The following is a 16533-nucleotide window of genomic DNA, read 5'->3' on the forward strand; positions in this document are numbered from 1 at the left end:
ACGCCGTCAACCGTCCCGAGATCGGGCTGACCTACGACCTCTACCATTCCATGGTGATGGACGAAGTACCCCAACAGGTGATGGCCGGCCATATCGAGCGCATCGTGCACCTGCACATCGCCGACCATCCCGGCCGCAACCAGCCCGGCACGGGCGGACTTGATCTCGCCGGCGCGGTGAACTGGCTGGCGGATAATGGGTATGAGGGTTTTGCCGGCCTGGAATACCGGCCGATCGGCGATAGCGCCGCGTCGTTCGAGCAGACGAAAGCCGCTTTGCGCTGAACATTCAGTCGTCCCCCTCCCCCTTGAGGGGAGGGGTCTGGGGTGGGGGGAACGCCCCGCAGTCTGGGTGCTAACCTGCCCCGACGCCACTCCCGTTGAGGCCCACCCCCACCCTGGCCCTCCCTCAAGGGGGAGGGGACGATAGCGCCGTTAGCAGCGGTGCGATATCGAACCCTACCCGTCCAACGCCTGCGCCAGCCCATGCTCCCGCGCCAGCCCGACCAGGCTAACCTGCGGCCGGGCCCCGACATGCGAGATCACTTCGCTCGCCGACAGACACCCGGTCTTGAGCGCCGACTCCAGCGTCTGCCCACGCGCCATACCCAGCAAAAACCCTGCGGCAAACAAATCCCCTGCCCCGGTCGCATCCACCACCTTGTCGATCGGGAACGCCGGCACCGAGGTCACTTCGCCATCGCAGATCACCATGGCGCCATCGGCTCCCATGGTGATCGCCGCCAGTTCGCAATCCTTGGCGATCTGCCGCACGGCCTCGCCGAGGTCCTCCGTCTGATACAGCGACTTCAGCTCATGCACATTGGCATAGACGTGGTCCATGGTCTTGGAGCGCATCAGGTCCAAAAACTCGTCGCGATAGCGGTCGACGCAGAACGGGTCGCTCAGCGTAAACGCGGCGGCGCGCTCGTTCTTGTGCGCATAATGGGCCGCCAGCACGAAAGCCTTCTTGGCCTCCTGTGGGTCCCACAAAAAGCCCTCCATATAGGTGATTTCGGCGCCGCCGATTTCGTCCTCGATGATGTCGTGCTCGGTGAGCTGCTGGCAGGCGCCCAGATAGGTGTTCATGGTGCGCTCGCCATCGTCCTCAGACACGAAGATCATCGAGCGTGCGGTCGGCGCGCCATTGATCAGCCGCGTGGTGGCGTAGTGCACGCCGATGGCGTGGAAATCCTGCTGGAAGAAATCGCCCAGCGCATCGTCCGCCACCTTGCCGACGAACGCCGCGCGCCCGCCCAGCGAGGCCACGCCCGCCGCCGTATTGGCCGCGCTGCCGCCTGAAATCTGCTGCTTGTCGGTCGGCATCCGCGCATAAAGGTCGAGCGCCCGGTCGGCGTCGATCAGATGCATGATACCCTTGCTCATGCCTTCCGCCTCGATGAACCCTGTTTTGGCCGGTGCGATGATATCGACGATCGCATTACCGATGGTCAGGACGTCGAAGCGGGACTGGGCCATTGGGGCTCGCTCAGAATGGAATTGGGACCGGGCCGATGTAACGGAACGCCCCGTGCCGCGCAACGATTATGCGCCGAGCGAGCCGGTTTTGTCAGCCAGCACCGCCGCAATCATCGCCTCGATATCCTCGCCATCGCGCCGCGCGATCTGCCCATCCAGCAGCAGCACCGCCAGCCCATGCACCTGTGCCCAGGCCTTGAGCGCCGCAATTCTCTTGTCACCCTCCGGCAGCGCCGCGGTGACGGCACGCAGCGTATCGAAGGCCGCATCGGCCGCCATGCGCAGCCCCGGCCGGTTGTCGCGCTTGAGCTCTGGCGAGAACATCAGGCGGAACAGGTTTGGGTTGGCCAGCGCGAAATTCACATAGGCCTGCCCCATCATGGCGATGCGACGCTCCGGGGGGCTGTCGCGTTCGGCTTCACCCATCATCGTGCTGAACCGCTGATAGCCGGTAATGGCCAGCGTCTCCAGCAGCGAGGTCTTGCTGTCGAAATGCCGATACGGCGCCGCCGCCGACACCCCCACCAGGCGCGCCAGCTCACGCAGACCAAGCCCCGCTGCGCCCTCGGCCTCCAGCATGTCCATGGCGGCTTCCAGCAGGGCCCGCCGTAGGTCGCCATGATGATATCGGCCCGAAACCGGCGAAGTTGACACTGCTCACATCTTTCCATATTTATGTGGTCACTGTTAACATGACGCCAGCCCGACGCAAGCCGACCGGAGACACAAATGCTCGATCTCGACCTGACCTTTGCCATTCTCCACCACCTCGCCGTCTTCACCCTGGTGGGGATCATCGCCGCCGAGTTCGTGCTGCTGCGCCCCGGCCTGTCGGGTTCGCGCCTCGGCCAGCTCGCCAGCGTGGATAAACTCTACGGCGTCGCCGCCATCGTGGTTATCGTCATCGGCGTGCTGCGCGTGGTCTTCGGCGGCAAGGGCTGGGAATTCTACGTCGCCAGCGACATGTTCTGGGGCAAGATGCTGGCCTTCCTCATCGTCGGCCTGCTGTCGATCCAGCCCACGCGGGCGCTGGGCAAATGGGGAAAGGCGCTCAAGGCTGATTCCGGCTTCGTGCCGCCGGCCCGCGATATCGCCATCAGCCGCCGCTTCCTCAATGCCGAGGTGATCATCCTGGTGCTGATCCCGATTTTCGCCGCAGCGATGGCGCGGGGGTATTAGAGCGTTTGCAGGAAAAGTGCGACGCGGTTTTCCGGTTCGGAAACGCGACCAGAAAGACTCTAGGCTTCCTTCGGCGCCGGCGTCTTCGGCTCGAACCGGCACCACTCCCGAATAATGCAGCGCCAGCATTCCGGCTTGCGCGCCTTGCACACATAGCGCCCGTGTAGGATCAGCCAGTGATGTGCATGCAGCAGATAGTGCTCCGGCACCGCCTTGAGCAGCGCCAGCTCCACCTGCAACGGGTTCTCCCCAGGTGCCAGCCCCGTCCGGTTGCCCACCCGGAACAGATGCGTATCCACCGCGATGGTCGGCTGCTTGAAGAAAATATTGAGCACCACATTGGCGGTCTTGCGCCCCACCCCCGGCAGCGCCTCCAGCGCCTCGCGCCGGTCCGGCACTTCGCCATTGTGCCGCTCGATCAGCAATTGGCTGAGCGCGAACACGTTCTTGGCCTTGGTACGATAGAGCCCGATGGTCTTGACCAGCTCTTCGATACGCTCCGGCCCCAGCGCCACCATCGCCGCCGGGCTGGGGGCCAATTCGAACAGTTTCTTCGTGGCCTTGTTCACGCCCACGTCAGTTGCCTGCGCCGATAACACCACCGCGACCAGCAGCGTGAAGGCGTTGCTGTAGTCCAGCTCCCCCTTGGGCTCAGGATTATCGCGTTCGAAAGCGGCGAAAATCGCCTCTACATCGGCCGCGGGAAGCCCCTTCACTTTTTTGCCCTTGGCCATTTTCTCTCCGGTGATTCTGCGGCTATACTCAACAAGAGAACCAAATGCCCATGCAAGCAACTACCACTGCGCCGCTGTTCGCGGCCGAACTGACCCCGCACCGCTCGCTCACCCCGCGCGGCCTGCGCATTGTTATTGTCCTGGTGGTGGCGCTCGCCGCGCTGCCCGGCGTGATTTTCTTTTCCCTTGGCGCCTGGCCGGTCATCGGCTTCATGGGCCTCGACGTTATCGCTATTGCCTTTGCGCTGCGCACCGCCATGCGGCGCGAGAAGCGCCGCCAGCAGTTGACGCTGTGGTCCGACCGGCTCGAACTGATCGCCACCGACACCAAGGGCGCCATCGCCAAGACGCAGTTCAACCCAAATTCCGTGCGCCTGGTGATCGAGCGCGATTTCAATGAGCGCACCACCGCGCTGCGGCTGCGCACCAACAAGGGCGAAACCGAGATCGGCGCCTTCCTTACCCAGGACGATAAATCCAGCCTCGCCAAGGCTTTCGGCACCGCCCTGCGCAAGGCCCGCGGCTAGGCGCTGTGCCGTCAAAACCGGGTCGCATTTCCCCACCCGGGCGCCTAGATATCTCCCATGACAAGCCCATGGGTGTTCAGATGAACCAGATGATCACGGCCACGCCCCAAACCGATTACGAGACCATCCAGGCCGCCATCCGCTACCTCAGCGAGAACGGCCCCGATCTGCTCGACCTGCCCCGCTTTGCCCGTGCCATGGGCCTGAGCGAGCGGCAACTCACCGATCTGTTCCGCCGCTGGTGCGGCCTCAGCCCCAAGAGTTTTGCCCAGGCAGTGGCGCTCGACCATGCAAAGTTCCTGCTGCGCGACCGCCAGAGCGTGCTCGACACCACCTACGAGGTCGGCCTCTCCTCCACCTCGCGCTTGCATGATCTGTTTGTGACCTATGAAGCCATGCCGCCGGGCATTTTCCGCGCCGGCGGCGCCGGGCTCGACATGATCTGGGGCGCCGCGCCCTCGCCCTTCGGCATGGCGGTGGTCACCGCAACCGAATACGGCATGTCCGGCCTCGGCTTCGCCGACGACCAAACGACGATTGAAGAAGCCTTCCAGGACCTCGCCCAGCGCTGGCCCAATGCCCGCTTCACTCGCGACGACGCGCGCGTCGCCCCGATGATCGCGCAGGCCTTCGATCCCGCCCAATGGTCCGCCGATCGCCCGGTGCGGGTGGTTCTAATCGGCACCGATTTCGAAGTCAGTGTCTGGGAAACCCTGCTCAAGATTCCCGTCGGCTGCGCCACCACCTATGCCAAGGTCGCCCACGATATCGGCCGCCCGACAGCCTCCCGCGCCGTCGGCGCCGCGGTGGGCAAGAACCCGATCTCCTTCGTCGTCCCCTGCCACCGGGTGGTGGGAACCTCGGGCGCCCTCACCGGCTACCACTGGGGTGTCCCCCGTAAGCGCGCGATTTTGGGTTGGGAAGCCGGAGTTATTTCGGCGGCGCATTAAGGATTCACGTGGAACACTTCGAAGTGACTGCGCAGCCTTAGCCAGCGGATACCCTCTTCCGGCACTGCGCCACCTTCTCCCCGTCGGGGAGAGGGTGGCCGAGCAAAGTGGAGACCGGGTGAGGGTGTCTGCCCTGTCGAGTGTTTTGGATGGACTTAAATCTCCACCCGCGCTTCCAACTGCCCATCTGCGCCAATCTGGTAAACCACCGGCTCCCCGGTCGCCAGTTCCCGCTTGAGGATCTGCTCAGGCGTCAGCCCCTCCACCGCCATCACGATCGACCGCAGCGAATTGCCATGCGCCGCCACCAGCACGGTCTTGCCCGCCTTAAGCAGCGGCACGATCGTGCTCTCATAATAGGGCAGCGTGCGCGCCGCGGTGTCCTTCAGGCTCTCGCCACCCGGCGGTGGCACGTCGAACGAGCGGCGCCAGATCAGCACCTGCTCCTCGCCCCACTTGGCCCGCGCATCGTCCTTGTTGAGGCCCGTCAGGTCGCCATAATCGCGCTCGTTGAGCTTGAGCGAACGGGTGATGGTCACCTCGCTGATTCCCATTTCTTCGAGCATCAAGTCCAGCGTGTGCTGCGCCCGGCGCAGGTTGGAGGTGAAATAGATGTCCGGCACATAGCCCTTTTCGCGCAGCTTGACGCCGGTCGCCCGCGCCTCGCCGGTCCCCTTCTCTGTCAGGTCCGGATTGCGCCAGCCGGTGAACAGATTCTTGAGGTTCCAGTCGCTTTCCCCGTGGCGCACGAGGATCAGGGTGCCGGTCATGCTAAAAGTCTCCGTCAGTTGATGAGGTCGCCCACGCCCATGGCTTCGGCGATCGGCGCAAAATCGCCGGCCTCCACCCTGAACAGCGATTTACGAAAATACATGCCCCAATGGCTTGGATTGGTCACGAAGGAAAGCTGCGGCAGCAGCAAATAGATATCGGCCTCCTGCGCCGTCAGAAACCGCGCCGACCGCCGCCAACCGGTGTCATCAACACCCATTTGCATCTGCACGGGCTCGCCGTCCAGCACCTGCCCGATGGCCGTGAAGCGCCGAACGGCATCAGCCTTGCCCAGCGTTTGCGTCGGCGAATAATAGACGAACCAGTCGCCCGGCTGCACCTGCTTTACCGCGCTATGCTTGCCATGCGCAAACATCACGAACCCCTCGGCGACGCCAACCACCACATGGCCCCGCGCCGCCACGCCGATCCAGTGTGTCGGCGCGCGCATCGCTCAGAGCCCCAGCACGTCGGCCATGGAATAGAGCCCCGGCTGTTGATCCCTGGCCCACAGCGCGGCCCGCGCCGCGCCATGGGCAAAAATCGCCCGATCCTCGGCGCGGTGGTTCAGTTCGATCCGCTCCGATGGCCCGGCAAAGATCACGCTGTGATCGCCCACCACCGTGCCGCCACGCAGCGTCGCAAAACCGATCGTGCCCTCTTCGCGTGGTCCGGTATGACCGTCACGCACGCGCACGGAATGGCTCGCCAGATTAATCTGTCGTCCCTCAGCCGCCGCGTGGCCCAGCAGCAGTGCCGTGCCCGATGGCGCGTCGACCTTCTTGGCATGATGCATTTCAAGGATTTCGATATCGTACTGCGCCAGCACGGCCGCTGCCTGTTTCACCAGGCTCGCCAGCACATTGACCCCCATCGAGAAATTCCCTGACTTGACGATTGTCGCGCCGGCCTTACCAGCCTCGGCAATCGCCACGTCGTCGCCTTCCGAACAGCCCGTCGTGCCGATTACATGCACCAGCCCAAGCTTGGCGGCCTTTTGTGCCAGTGCCACGCTCGCGGCCGGCGCGGTAAAATCGATCACCGCGTCAGCCCCAACCAGCGCCGCATCCAGATTGTCGGTGATTGTCACGCCCAGTGCGCCGATCCCGGCGAACAGCCCGGCATCCTGCCCGATGGCCGGCGTACCCGGCCGGTCGACTGCGGCATGCAGGCTCAATCCGCTCCCCGCCACCGCGCCATGCACGGCCAGGCCCGACAGCGCGACCACGGCGCGAATATTGGCCGCGCCCATGCGCCCGCCAGCACCGGCAATAACCACCTTGAGATCGGCCATGGCGAAGTCTCCAGATTAGCAATATTCGGCTCCGGCTATAGCAGCGCGCTTTGCCAACACCAAGCCACACTTGCGGGTAAGAAGAAGCTTCGCCACATGCTAGACTCGGCGTCGTGTTGCCGCATGAAGGACTGCCTATGACCATCACCAATGCCCTGGCCGGTGTCGCCGTCGACAATTTGGCGACCGCCCTGCCCTGGTACGAACAGATGTTCGGCCGCAGCGCCGACGCGCGCCCCATGGCCGACGTGGCCGAATGGAAGTTCTCCACCGGCGGCTGGGTGCATGTGTTCACCGATGCCGACCGCGCCGGCGCCTCTTCGGTGACGCTGATCGTCGATGACCTGGCCGCGCACGTGGCGACGCTCGAGCCCTTGGGCATCACCCCCGTCAGCAAGCGCATCGGCGACTACGTCAAAACCGCCATCTACCGCGACCCCGACGGCAACCAGTTGATTTTTACCCAGCCGCTGAAGAACACGTATTAGGGGCATTCTCGCGAGGTGGGCTTTATCTGACTCGCGCGCTGACGCGCACCGTCTCGCCTTCCCGCGGACTTGATCCGCGGGCCACTCTCAACACGACACAAGCGGCAAAAGGGCCGCGGATCAAGTCCGCGGGAAGCTACCGTGGTTGGAATGGCATCTGTGATTGTCTTCTCCCGTCGGGGCGCAGCGCCGGATGAGGGTGTCTACCCTCCAGGACGGTCACGCAGGCCCTAAGCCACCCGCACCCCACCCGCCATCTCCGCCAAAATCGCCCGTGCCGCCGCTGCGGGATCGGCAGCCTGGATAATCGGCCGCGCCACCACCAGATGCGTCGCCCCCGCCGCCAGCGCTTCCGCCGGACCCATCACTCGCTTCTGATCGCCATGATCGGCGCCCGCCGGCCGGATGCCCGGCGTGACGATTGCCAGCTTCGGCCCCACAATAGTGCGCACCATTTCCGCCTCATGCGGCGAGGCTACCAGCCCCCCAATGCCCGCGTCGCGCGCCTGTTGCGCCCGGAGCGCCACCAGCCCCGCCGTGTCGCGCGCAAAGCCGGCCTCGGCCACGTCCTTGTCATCCATCGAGGTCAGCACCGAAACACCCAACACCATCAGGTCCGATCCCGCCGCGCCGCGCATCGCCGCGCGCATGCATTGCGGATAGGCATGCACGGTCAGCATCGCCGCCCCGGTCGCGGCGATCGCCGCCACGCCTTTTTCCACCGTGTTGTCGATATCCAGCAGCTTGAGATCGAAGAACACAGATTTGCCTGCCGCGATCAATTCCTTGCCCAGCGCGAACCCATCCGCGCCGTAAAAGCATTGATAGCCAATCTTGTAGAACTGCACATCGTCGCCCAGCGCCGTGATGATCTTCTCAGCTTCGGCGCGCGTGGAAACGTCGAGGCCAACGATCAGTTGTCCGCTCATGGCTTGATTCTCCCTGTGGATCGCGTTTCACTCGCACAACACGCTGTCCGAGGCAACTAGACGCCTTCGATCAGCTCGGCGGTAAGGTCTTCCATCGGCGTCCAGTCGCAATAGAGTTTTCGCGCCATAAGGTCGAACACATAGCCATTGCCGCCGCCCGGATCGGCCAGCCGGCTCTGGTCTTCCGAACGGGCAATGGCCCACCCGCCCAGATAGCATTTGAGCAGCGTACCCACGCCGCCATGCCCACAGAATACCGCCGTCTGTCCGGGTCGCACGCGAGCCATCGCCCCGGCGACCGCCTCGATGATTCGCCGCTGCGCATCGATCGCCCGCTCCCAGCCATCGACGCTCTCCATTGGCGCGGCAAAGAACCGGTTGGCGGTCTCCTCGAACTTTTCGGGCGGCAAAAAGCCCGTCGCGGAGCGGTCGTTTTCGCCCATCGCCGGATCGGTAATCACCGCGCCGCCCCAACTTGCCGTGACGATATCGGCCAGTTCCACCGCCTTTCGCTCATCGCTGGCAAAGACGATTGCGCCCTCGGCGATCAGCTCCCGCGCCGCAAACGCTTCCGCGCGGGCGCGCCCGACCTCTGACAAGCCCCATTGCGGCACCGGCACCTCGGGATCGACCTTGACCTGCGGATGGCTCAGATACAGCGAGCGCATAAACCTCAGCCCCGGCTGAAATGGGTCAGTTCATGCACCAGGGCCTCGACCTTGCGGATGATCGCCGGCTCCACCGGCGCGCCGTCCGCATCGAACGCCTCGTCGGCTGGCCCGATGCCCAGCAGCGTCGGCACCACCAGCGCCCCGATCTTGCTCAGGCTGTCGCGCAGATGGCTCAGCCCAAAAATGGTGCCATATTTGCCGGTACTCACCCCGCCAATGCCGAATACCGGATGGCGGAACGGGCTGGGCCGCTGCCGGCTCAGCCAGGCCAGCGTATTGACCGTCAGCGGCGTCAGCCCGCCATTATATTCGGGGCTGGCCCAAAACACGATGTCATGGCTGGTGAACAGCTCCGCCAGCCGGGCCGCCGCCTCGGGCACATGCTCGGCCTCTAGGTCCTCGTTGAAGACCGGCAGGTCGTAATCGGCCAGAGTGATGGCCGTGACCTTCACCCCCGCCGCCTCCAATTGCGTGCCGATATGGCGTTGCAACATCTGGTTCAGCGATCCCTTGCGGGTCGAGCCGGAGAGCGTAAGCGCGGTGGTCATGAAGCGTGATCCTGATGAGGAGGTAACACTGCCCGCCGCCGCGCTGCGCCGCAAGGGCGAGTGGCCCCTTGCCAGCCGGGAGGTAATCAGTTAAGCAAATGCCTTAGTAAAATAGAAGAGACCCCGATGGCCACCAACATCTTTGTCAACCTGCCGGTCCGCAATCTCGAGGCGTCCAAAACCTTCTTCGGCGCACTGGGTTTCGCCTTTAACGCGCAGTTCACCGACGAGACCGCCGCCGCCATGGTGATCGACGAGAACATCTTCGCCATGCTGCTGACGCATGAAAAATTCGCCCAGTTCACGCCCAAGACCATCGCCGATGCCCATACCAGCAGCGAAGTGCTGATCGCGCTCAGCCGCGACAGCAAGGATGCGGTCATCGCGCTGTTCGACAAAGCCATCGCCGCCGGTGCCACGCAAGCACGCCCCGGCGACGACTACGGCTTCATGATGAGCCGCGCGTTTTCCGATCTCGACGGTCACATCTGGGAAATCATGTGGATGGACCCGAGCTTCGTCCAGCCGGGCTGATGCTTCTTCACCTCTCCCTTTGGGGGAGAGGTCGACCCTCTTGGGTCGGGTGAGGGGGCCTTTACTGGGTGAGGTGTGAGGGGAAGGCCCCCTCACCCGTCGCTGCGCGCCCACCTCTCCCCCAAAGGGAGAGGTGGAAAGCGTTCCGCTCCTAAGCCCCAAACATCGTCTTCAATTTCGCAAAAAACCCATCCGAGGTCGGATTGGTCTCTTCCGTCGTCAGCCGCTGGAACTCCTCCAGCAGCTCACGCTGCTTTCGCGACAAATTCTGCGGCGTCTCGATATCGAGCTGCACATACAAATCCCCGGTGTCCTTGCTGCGCAGTACCGGCATGCCCTTGCCCTTGAGCCGCACGCGCTGCCCCGGCTGCGTGCCCGCCGCAACCTTGACCTTGGCGCGCATTGCATCGAGCGTCGGCACTTCGAATTCCCCGCCCAAAGCAGCCGTCGCCATGGCGATCGGCACGCGGGCATAGAGATCAGCCCCATCGCGCTGGAACAGATCGTGCGGGCGCAACGAGATGAAGATATACAAATCACCCGGCGGTCCGCCCCGCAGCCCCGCCTCGCCCTCATTGGCCAGCCTGATGCGCGTGCCGTCCTCGATCCCCTTGGGAATATCGACCGAGAGCTTCCGGTTTTCCTGGCGCCGGCCCTGGCCGCCGCAATCGGTGCAGGGCTGGTCCATCATCTGGCCACGGCCCTGGCAGACCGGGCAGGTCCGCTCGATGGTGAAAAATCCCTGCGCTGCGCGCACCTTGCCATGGCCATTGCACTGCCGGCAGGTATGCGTGCCGGTGCCCGGCTTGGCGCCATTGCCATCGCATGTGGTGCAGGACACCAAGGTGGGTACGTCGATCTCGACGGTCTGCCCGGCAAAGCTTTCTTCCAGCGAAATTTCGAGATTGTAGCGCAGGTCGCTGCCGCGCAGCTTGGCCGCCCCGCCGCCGCCCTGGCCGCGGCGTCCGCCCATGAAGTCGCCAAAAATATCGTCGAAAATATCTGACATCGAGGAGGTGAATTCGGGCCCGAAGCCCGCGGCCCCGGCAGCACCACGCCCGCCATTCTCAAAGGCAGCGTGCCCGAACCGGTCATAGGCCGCGCGCTTCTGGCCGTCTTTCAGCGTCTCATAGGCTTCGCTCAACTCCTTGAACTTGCCTTCCGCTTCGTTATCGCCGTGATTACGATCGGGGTGATACTGCATCGCAAGCTTGCGATAGGCGCTCTTGAGCGCCGCATCGTCGGCGTCCTTGGCAACGCCGAGCACCTCATAGAAATCACGTTTGGCCAAGAATTTTTCTCCGAAAGCCATGCCGGCGCCGGCTCGTCGCGATCGCTATGGACCGCGCCAAACCCAGCGCCTCACTAGAAGAGACCTGAAACTAACCCCTAGATGGCAATCAAGCCCGCCTCCCGCAAGGGGAAGCAAGGCTTGCCAGACCAAATGAGTAGCGCCCGCTCCATATCAAGCAAGGGCCGCGCCATCAACTGGAGTTCGGAAACTCAGCCCCGCCGGCCGCGCCCAAACGCCTGGTTCAGCGCTTCGGCGGCTTCCGATTGGGCGAACAGTGCCTTGGTGACGATCAGCCCCAGCCCGAAAAAGCCCTGCGTCACGCCTTCATGCACGGTGCAGGTGACATTGATGCCCGCCGCCTCCAGCGCTTCGGCCAGCGCCTCGCCCTCGGAGCGCAACGGGTCGATTTCCGCAAGGATTATGGTCGCCGGCGCCACGCCCGCCAAATCCTCGCGTGATGCCAGGTCAATGCGCGGATCGCTCATTTGCTCGCGATCCTCCAGCTCATGCCGCATCCGCCACTGCATGCCCGGCATACCGATCGGCCGCGCCCGCAGCGTCTCGCCATAAGAGGGCCGGCTCATGTCGCTGCCGGCAATCGGATGGATCAGCAATTGCGCCAGCGGCTGGGTGAAATGGGCATCCCGCGCCATCAGCGCCACGTTGAGCGCCAGGTTCGCCCCGGCATCCTCGCCCGCCACCGCGATCCGCCGCGGATCGCCGCCCAGTTCGCGCGCCGCGCCCACCAGCCAGCGCCACGCCGCATAAGCATCCTCATGCGCCGCCGGAAATTTATGCTCAGGGCCCAGCCGATAGTCGAGCGACACCACGATGGCTCCGGTCCGCCGCGCCAAGGCCCGCGCCGTGGCATCGTGCATGTCCAGGTCCCCGGTGACGAAACCTCCACCATGGAAGTAGGCGATCATCGGATTGAGCCGGCTCAACAGTCCCACCGGCCGGTAAATCCGCGCCGCCAACTCGTCCTCGGCGCCCTTATAGGTAATGTCCTGTGTGCTGACGCCATCCTCGCTGGGCGCCCGCCCTTGCCGCGCCATGATGGAACTGATGGCGTCGATCAGCTTGGGCTGGCGCCGCGCCGCCTGAGGACTGCTCTGCTCCAGCGGGCGCGCACCCAGTTCCGCTAGCGCCTCGATCACCAGTTTCATATCGGTATCGAGGCGGTCCATCGGATTGCCGTGGATCAGTTCGGCCAGTCGGCCGATGCCGCCTGATTGGGGATTGCTGGCAATGTCGCTCATGGTGGCCTCGCTGCGCGTTAGTGCCGCCCCCCAGCGACATCCCTTTCGAACCCCACAATGGGCCCACATTGGGGCGCGATCTGGCCTATTTCTGGATTTGTCAGTCTTGCGCGCTCTGCGCCAGGCAACAAAAAACCCGGGCGAAGACCCGGGTTTGTCTGTGATTCACGTGAAACTGCGAGCCTTTTGCTCGAACTCGATTACGCCGCTTCCAGCGCCTCGGCACTGATATTGTGCTCCATCAGCTTCTTGCGCACGGCATTGACCGCGTCGACGCTGAACAGCTCTTCATTGCGCATCACGATGGCTTCGCTCGACAGGTCCGCGCGGCCATGCTCGACCAGCGTGGCAAAGCCGTCCGACATTTCTGGCTCCATGGCGGCATCCGCCAGAACCTTCTGGGCGCCGACGCGCTTGTGCTTGGCGCGGATTTTGGTGAGCTTACTGGTCTTGCCCTTGGCGGCGGTGTTGAATTCCTCGGCCGCGCTCAGGGCGGTCCAGAATTCGCGCTCAATACCCTTTTCGTGGGTATTGCCGACCAGCTCGGCGATGCGCAGCTGGCAGTTGAAAACGAGATCGGGATAGCCAAGGCGGACGGCATTGGCCATCAGCTTGCGCAGTTTTTCGGGATCGGTGAAGGTTTTGGGGTCTGGAATGTTCATTCCCCACCATAGGACAGTTTGTAACGATTAGCTAATGCAAAGGCGGAATACGCGAATCGGGGGGAAGTCAAGGTGAACACGGACCGTCGGCCAGACCTGCCCCCACCCCACGACTGGCCAGAACCCTCCCGAAGCGAACCCACCGGGTTTGCGGCTCTATCGTCTCCCTCCCCCGTGCGGAGCGGTCAGGGGTGGGGGGACGGATGCCCTCAGACAGAAGGTCGGTACACCAGAAGCGCCCAGACTTACGTCGACGCTTCCGCATTGAGCGCGGACGCTCCCGGCACCACCCCACCCAGCCACGCGATCTTCCCCACCATGGCAATCACGAAGGCCAGCCAACAGAACGGCGCCGCCATTGCCACCATGTAATCGTGCAGGGCGGTATCGTAATTCAACTCCACCGGCACCGGCCAGTAAGCCCACGCCAGCAGCCCGGCCGCGATCGCCATCCCCATGAGATAGGACCGCCATCCCGGCATGAAGGTCAAAACGATCGTTGATGTCAGCAGAACCAGAATTGCCATGGCGCGTCCCCCGAAGCCCGTTCTTGATATCAGGCGCCCGTAAGCTCTCCGTGCTCGCAATCCTCGCAATTTTAACGTCGCCATTATGCCCTTGTTAACCGCTCGGCGGCGGTCAACAAAAAAGCCCGGGATCGCTCCCGGGCTTCGTCATTCAATCCAATATGGCGCTTATGCGGACTTCTTGTTGTCGTCGTCCTTGACCTCTTCGAAGTCGGCGTCGACCACGTCATCATCGTCGTCTTCCGCATCGCCGGCGGCCTGCGCCTCGGCTTCAGCCTGGCTAGCCTTGTACATGGCCTCGCCCAGCTTCATCGAAGCCTCGGCCAACGCCTGGGTCTTGGCGGTGATGGCCTCGGAGTCTTCACCGTCGATCACGCCCTTCAGGTCGGCGATGGCGGCTTCGATGGCGGCCTTGTCTTCAGCCGGCACCTTGTCGCCGTGTTCGGCCAGGGCCTTCTCGGAGGAGTGCAGCAGGCTGTCGGCGTGGTTCTTGGCTTCGACCACGGCCTTGCGCTTCTCGTCGTCGGCCTTGTGGCTTTCGGCGTCGCGGACCATCTGCTCGATGTCGGCATCCGACAGGCCGCCGTTGGCCTGGATGCGGATCGACTGTTCCTTGTTGGTGGCCTTGTCCTTGGCGCCGACGTTGACGATGCCGTTGGCGTCGATGTCGAAGGTCACCTCCACCTGCGGCACGCCGCGCGGGGCCGGCGGAATGCCGACCAGGTCGAACTGCCCCAGGATCTTGTTGTCCTGGGCCATCGGCCGCTCACCCTGGAAGACCCGGATGGTGACGGCGTTCTGGTTGTCGTCGGCGGTGGAGAAGGTCTGGCTGCGCTTGGTGGGGATGGTGGTGTTGCGCTCGATCAGGGGGGTGAACACGCCGCCCAGGGTCTCGATGCCCAGGGTCAGGGGGGTCACGTCCAGCAGCAGCACGTCCTTGACGTCGCCTTGCAGCACGCCGCCCTGGATGGCGGCGCCGAGGGCGACCACTTCATCGGGGTTGACGCCCTTGTGCGGTTCGCGGCCGAAGAATTCCTTCACCGCCTCGACGACCTTGGGCATGCGGGTCATGCCGCCCACCAGAACCACTTCGTCGATGTCGGTCTTCTTCAGCCCGGCATCCTTCAGCGCCTGTTCGCAGGGGCCGATGGTCTTGTTGATCAGGTCTTCCACCAGGGCTTCCAGCTTGGCGCGGGAAACCTTGATGTTCAGGTGCAGCGGACCGGACGCGTTCATCGAGATGAAGGGCAGGTTCACTTCATATTGCGGGACGGAGCTGAGCTCCTTCTTGGCCTTCTCGGCTTCCTCGCGCAGGCGCTGCAGGGCCAGCTTGTCCTTGCGCAGGTCGATGGCGTTCTCGCGTTTGAACTCGTCCGCCAGGTAGTCGACGATGCGCAGGTCGAAGTCCTCGCCGCCGAGGAAGGTGTCGCCATTGGTCGCCTTGACCTCGAAGACGCCGTCGCCGATCTCCAGGATCGAGACGTCGAAGGTGCCGCCGCCGAGGTCGTAGACCGCGATCGTCTTGCCGTCCTGCTTGTCGAGCCCGTAAGCGAGCGCGGCCGCGGTCGGCTCGTTGATGATGCGCAGCACCTCGAGGCCGGCGATCTGGCCGGCATCCTTCGTTGCCTGGCGCTGGGCGTCGTTGAAATAAGCCGGGACGGTGATCACCGCCTGGCTGACCGTCTCGCCGAGATAGGCCTCGGCGGTTTCCTTCATCTTCTGGAGGATGAACGCGGAGATCTGCGACGGCGAATAATCCTGGCCGCCGGCGTGCACCCACGCATCGCCGTTGGGGCCACGGACGATCTTGTACGGAACCAGCTCGGTGTCCTTCTTGGTCACCGGATCATCGAAGCGGCGGCCGATCAGTCTCTTCACCGCGAAAATCGTGTTGTCGGGGTTGGTGACCGCCTGGCGCTTGGCCGGCTGGCCGATCAGGCGCTCCCCGTCCTTGGCGAATGCGACGATCGACGGCGTCGTGCGCGCGCCTTCGGCATTTTCGACGACCTTGGGCTTGCCGCCTTCCATCACGGCGACGCAGCTGTTGGTCGTGCCGAGATCGATTCCAATTACTTTTGCCATATGACCCTCTTATGCCCCTCAAAAATAACAAGACCCGCGCCCTGCAAACAAGGCGCGCGAGTGTTTCGCATGCGATATAGGTGCCGTTTGCGTTGCTACAAGAAGTCGCCGCGCCTAAGGGCGGACGAGTGAACGACACCATTGCCCGCCCTTTCGTCGCGGCCGCGGCTATCGCTGCCGTCTGCCTGCTCCCAGCGTGCAAGCGCCCGCCCGAGACGGTCAAGGTGACGGTCGAACACGCCTGGGTCCGTCTTCCCGCCGCAGCCGGCGTGCCCGGCGCTGCTTACTTCACATTGCGCAGCAACAGCAGCCCGATGGCGCTGACGAGCGTCAGCAGCCCCCAGGTCGATCGGATCGAGCTGCACGACAGCCAGATGGACCGGGGCGTGATGCGGATGCGCCCGATCGCGACGACCGAATTTCCCGACGAGGGAGTGGTGGAGTTCAAGCCCGGCGGAAAGCATGCGATGCTGTTCGGCGTCGATCCGGCGGTGAAACCGGGCGACAAGATCAGCTTCACCTTCAGCTTCAACCCTCCCGGCCAGATCGTGACCGATGCCGATGTCGTCGCCCCCGCCGGAACCGCGCCCGGCCACGGCGGCCACT

21 protein-coding genes are annotated in these 16533 nt (G+C 64.0%); 7 read left to right on the forward strand and 14 right to left on the reverse strand.

Going from position 1 to position 16533, the window contains the following annotated elements:
* The coding region (locus JWP26_RS14715; RefSeq protein WP_299729109.1) for a TIM barrel protein at positions 1-284 on the forward strand (284 nt) is incomplete at its 5' end.
* 174 nt (positions 285-458) lie between these two features.
* On the opposite strand, the gene JWP26_RS14720 is transcribed toward JWP26_RS14715, so the two are convergent.
* Together JWP26_RS14720 and JWP26_RS14725 are read right to left on the reverse strand one after the other, a co-directional pair.
* On the reverse strand, positions 459-1478 hold the full coding sequence (locus tag JWP26_RS14720) for an adenosine kinase (RefSeq protein ID WP_299729112.1): 1020 nt from the start codon (positions 1476-1478) through the stop codon (positions 459-461).
* A 66-nt stretch (positions 1479-1544) separates the two neighbouring features.
* On the reverse strand, positions 1545-2132 hold the full coding sequence (locus tag JWP26_RS14725) for a TetR/AcrR family transcriptional regulator (RefSeq protein ID WP_299729115.1): 588 nt from the start codon (positions 2130-2132) through the stop codon (positions 1545-1547).
* 75 nt (positions 2133-2207) lie between these two features.
* On the opposite strand from JWP26_RS14725, the gene JWP26_RS14730 reads away from it, so the two are divergent.
* Complete coding sequence (locus JWP26_RS14730; RefSeq protein ID WP_299729118.1) at positions 2208-2657, forward strand: DUF2214 family protein; 450 nt, start codon at positions 2208-2210, stop codon at positions 2655-2657.
* 59 nt (positions 2658-2716) lie between these two features.
* On the opposite strand, the gene nth is transcribed toward JWP26_RS14730, so the two are convergent.
* Positions 2717-3391 carry an endonuclease III gene (gene nth / locus JWP26_RS14735; RefSeq protein WP_299729121.1) on the reverse strand — a complete coding sequence of 225 codons (675 nt, stop codon included), beginning with the start codon at positions 3389-3391 and terminating at the stop codon, positions 2717-2719.
* Between the two features lie 44 nt (positions 3392-3435).
* On the opposite strand from nth, the gene JWP26_RS14740 reads away from it, so the two are divergent.
* Both JWP26_RS14740 and JWP26_RS14745 read left to right on the forward strand, forming a co-directional pair.
* Positions 3436-3918 carry a DUF2244 domain-containing protein gene (locus JWP26_RS14740; protein WP_299729124.1) on the forward strand — a complete coding sequence of 161 codons (483 nt, stop codon included), beginning with the start codon at positions 3436-3438 and terminating at the stop codon, positions 3916-3918.
* 80 nt (positions 3919-3998) lie between these two features.
* A complete protein-coding gene (locus tag JWP26_RS14745) occupies positions 3999-4868 on the forward strand; it encodes a bifunctional helix-turn-helix domain-containing protein/methylated-DNA--[protein]-cysteine S-methyltransferase (protein ID WP_299729127.1) in 870 nt (289 codons plus the stop codon).
* Between the two features lie 155 nt (positions 4869-5023).
* Here JWP26_RS14745 and JWP26_RS14750 read toward each other — a convergent pair whose 3' ends face one another.
* The 3 genes from JWP26_RS14750 to dapB are packed head-to-tail and all read right to left on the reverse strand — an operon-like array spanning position 5024 to position 6933.
* Positions 5024-5638: a 2,3-bisphosphoglycerate-dependent phosphoglycerate mutase gene (locus JWP26_RS14750; RefSeq protein ID WP_299729130.1), complete on the reverse strand. Its 615-nt coding sequence runs from the start codon at positions 5636-5638 to the stop codon at positions 5024-5026.
* A 14-nt stretch (positions 5639-5652) separates the two neighbouring features.
* Complete coding sequence (locus tag JWP26_RS14755) at positions 5653-6090, reverse strand: EVE domain-containing protein (RefSeq protein ID WP_299729133.1); 438 nt, start codon at positions 6088-6090, stop codon at positions 5653-5655.
* A 3-nt stretch (positions 6091-6093) separates the two neighbouring features.
* Positions 6094-6933, reverse strand: a complete 840-nt coding sequence (gene dapB / locus JWP26_RS14760; RefSeq protein WP_299729136.1) for a 4-hydroxy-tetrahydrodipicolinate reductase — start codon at positions 6931-6933, stop codon at positions 6094-6096.
* Positions 6934-7070: 137 nt separating this feature from the next.
* On the opposite strand from dapB, the gene JWP26_RS14765 reads away from it, so the two are divergent.
* Positions 7071-7421, forward strand: a complete 351-nt coding sequence (locus tag JWP26_RS14765; RefSeq protein ID WP_299729139.1) for a VOC family protein — start codon at positions 7071-7073, stop codon at positions 7419-7421.
* A gap of 230 nt (positions 7422-7651) precedes the next feature.
* Here JWP26_RS14765 and pyrF read toward each other — a convergent pair whose 3' ends face one another.
* From pyrF to JWP26_RS14780, 3 genes are read right to left on the reverse strand one after another with little or no spacing between them, the layout of a single operon-like run.
* Positions 7652-8350, reverse strand: coding sequence for an orotidine-5'-phosphate decarboxylase (gene pyrF, locus JWP26_RS14770; RefSeq protein ID WP_299729142.1), 699 nt, complete (start codon positions 8348-8350; stop codon positions 7652-7654).
* A gap of 56 nt (positions 8351-8406) precedes the next feature.
* Positions 8407-9018: a histidine phosphatase family protein gene (locus JWP26_RS14775; protein WP_299729145.1), complete on the reverse strand. Its 612-nt coding sequence runs from the start codon at positions 9016-9018 to the stop codon at positions 8407-8409.
* A gap of 5 nt (positions 9019-9023) precedes the next feature.
* On the reverse strand, positions 9024-9569 hold the full coding sequence (locus tag JWP26_RS14780) for an NADPH-dependent FMN reductase (protein WP_299729148.1): 546 nt from the start codon (positions 9567-9569) through the stop codon (positions 9024-9026).
* Positions 9570-9695: 126 nt separating this feature from the next.
* Between JWP26_RS14780 and JWP26_RS14785 the strand changes: the two genes are divergently transcribed.
* The gene (locus tag JWP26_RS14785; RefSeq protein WP_299729151.1) at positions 9696-10103 is read left to right on the forward strand and encodes a VOC family protein; all 408 of its coding nucleotides are present in this window, start codon (positions 9696-9698) and stop codon (positions 10101-10103) included.
* A gap of 151 nt (positions 10104-10254) precedes the next feature.
* On the opposite strand, the gene dnaJ is transcribed toward JWP26_RS14785, so the two are convergent.
* From dnaJ to dnaK, 5 genes are all read right to left on the reverse strand, one after another.
* The gene (gene dnaJ / locus JWP26_RS14790; protein WP_299729154.1) at positions 10255-11394 is read right to left on the reverse strand and encodes a molecular chaperone DnaJ; all 1140 of its coding nucleotides are present in this window, start codon (positions 11392-11394) and stop codon (positions 10255-10257) included.
* Positions 11395-11606: 212 nt separating this feature from the next.
* Positions 11607-12656 carry an alpha/beta hydrolase gene (locus JWP26_RS14795; protein WP_299729157.1) on the reverse strand — a complete coding sequence of 350 codons (1050 nt, stop codon included), beginning with the start codon at positions 12654-12656 and terminating at the stop codon, positions 11607-11609.
* Positions 12657-12856: 200 nt separating this feature from the next.
* Complete coding sequence (locus JWP26_RS14800; RefSeq protein ID WP_299729160.1) at positions 12857-13318, reverse strand: hypothetical protein; 462 nt, start codon at positions 13316-13318, stop codon at positions 12857-12859.
* A 245-nt stretch (positions 13319-13563) separates the two neighbouring features.
* A complete protein-coding gene (locus JWP26_RS14805) occupies positions 13564-13845 on the reverse strand; it encodes a hypothetical protein (protein ID WP_299729163.1) in 282 nt (93 codons plus the stop codon).
* Positions 13846-14013: 168 nt separating this feature from the next.
* On the reverse strand, positions 14014-15927 hold the full coding sequence (gene dnaK / locus JWP26_RS14810) for a molecular chaperone DnaK (protein WP_299729166.1): 1914 nt from the start codon (positions 15925-15927) through the stop codon (positions 14014-14016).
* 128 nt (positions 15928-16055) lie between these two features.
* Here dnaK and JWP26_RS14815 point away from each other — a divergent pair.
* A partial coding sequence (locus JWP26_RS14815; protein WP_299729169.1) for a copper chaperone PCu(A)C occupies positions 16056-16533 on the forward strand: 478 nt, incomplete at its 3' end.

This window comes from Devosia sp. (genome assembly GCF_028290435.1).
Classification (GTDB): Bacteria; Pseudomonadota; Alphaproteobacteria; order Rhizobiales; family Devosiaceae; genus Devosia.

Coding starts and splice junctions, on each gene's coding strand:
- JWP26_RS14720 (WP_299729112.1), bottom strand. CDS start 1,478: ATGGCCCAGTCCCGCTTCGACGTCCTGACCATCGGTAATGCGATCGTC.
- JWP26_RS14730 (WP_299729118.1), top strand. CDS start 2,208: ATGCTCGATCTCGACCTGACCTTTGCCATTCTCCACCACCTCGCCGTC.
- nth (WP_299729121.1), bottom strand. CDS start 3,391: ATGGCCAAGGGCAAAAAAGTGAAGGGGCTTCCCGCGGCCGATGTAGAG.
- JWP26_RS14740 (WP_299729124.1), top strand. CDS start 3,436: ATGCCCATGCAAGCAACTACCACTGCGCCGCTGTTCGCGGCCGAACTG.
- JWP26_RS14745 (WP_299729127.1), top strand. CDS start 3,999: ATGAACCAGATGATCACGGCCACGCCCCAAACCGATTACGAGACCATC.
- JWP26_RS14750 (WP_299729130.1), bottom strand. CDS start 5,638: ATGACCGGCACCCTGATCCTCGTGCGCCACGGGGAAAGCGACTGGAAC.
- JWP26_RS14755 (WP_299729133.1), bottom strand. CDS start 6,090: ATGCGCGCGCCGACACACTGGATCGGCGTGGCGGCGCGGGGCCATGTG.
- dapB (WP_299729136.1), bottom strand. CDS start 6,933: ATGGCCGATCTCAAGGTGGTTATTGCCGGTGCTGGCGGGCGCATGGGC.
- JWP26_RS14765 (WP_299729139.1), top strand. CDS start 7,071: ATGACCATCACCAATGCCCTGGCCGGTGTCGCCGTCGACAATTTGGCG.
- pyrF (WP_299729142.1), bottom strand. CDS start 8,350: ATGAGCGGACAACTGATCGTTGGCCTCGACGTTTCCACGCGCGCCGAA.
- JWP26_RS14775 (WP_299729145.1), bottom strand. CDS start 9,018: ATGCGCTCGCTGTATCTGAGCCATCCGCAGGTCAAGGTCGATCCCGAG.
- JWP26_RS14780 (WP_299729148.1), bottom strand. CDS start 9,569: ATGACCACCGCGCTTACGCTCTCCGGCTCGACCCGCAAGGGATCGCTG.
- JWP26_RS14785 (WP_299729151.1), top strand. CDS start 9,696: ATGGCCACCAACATCTTTGTCAACCTGCCGGTCCGCAATCTCGAGGCG.
- JWP26_RS14795 (WP_299729157.1), bottom strand. CDS start 12,656: ATGAGCGACATTGCCAGCAATCCCCAATCAGGCGGCATCGGCCGACTG.
- JWP26_RS14800 (WP_299729160.1), bottom strand. CDS start 13,318: ATGAACATTCCAGACCCCAAAACCTTCACCGATCCCGAAAAACTGCGC.
- JWP26_RS14805 (WP_299729163.1), bottom strand. CDS start 13,845: ATGGCAATTCTGGTTCTGCTGACATCAACGATCGTTTTGACCTTCATG.
- dnaK (WP_299729166.1), bottom strand. CDS start 15,927: ATGGCAAAAGTAATTGGAATCGATCTCGGCACGACCAACAGCTGCGTC.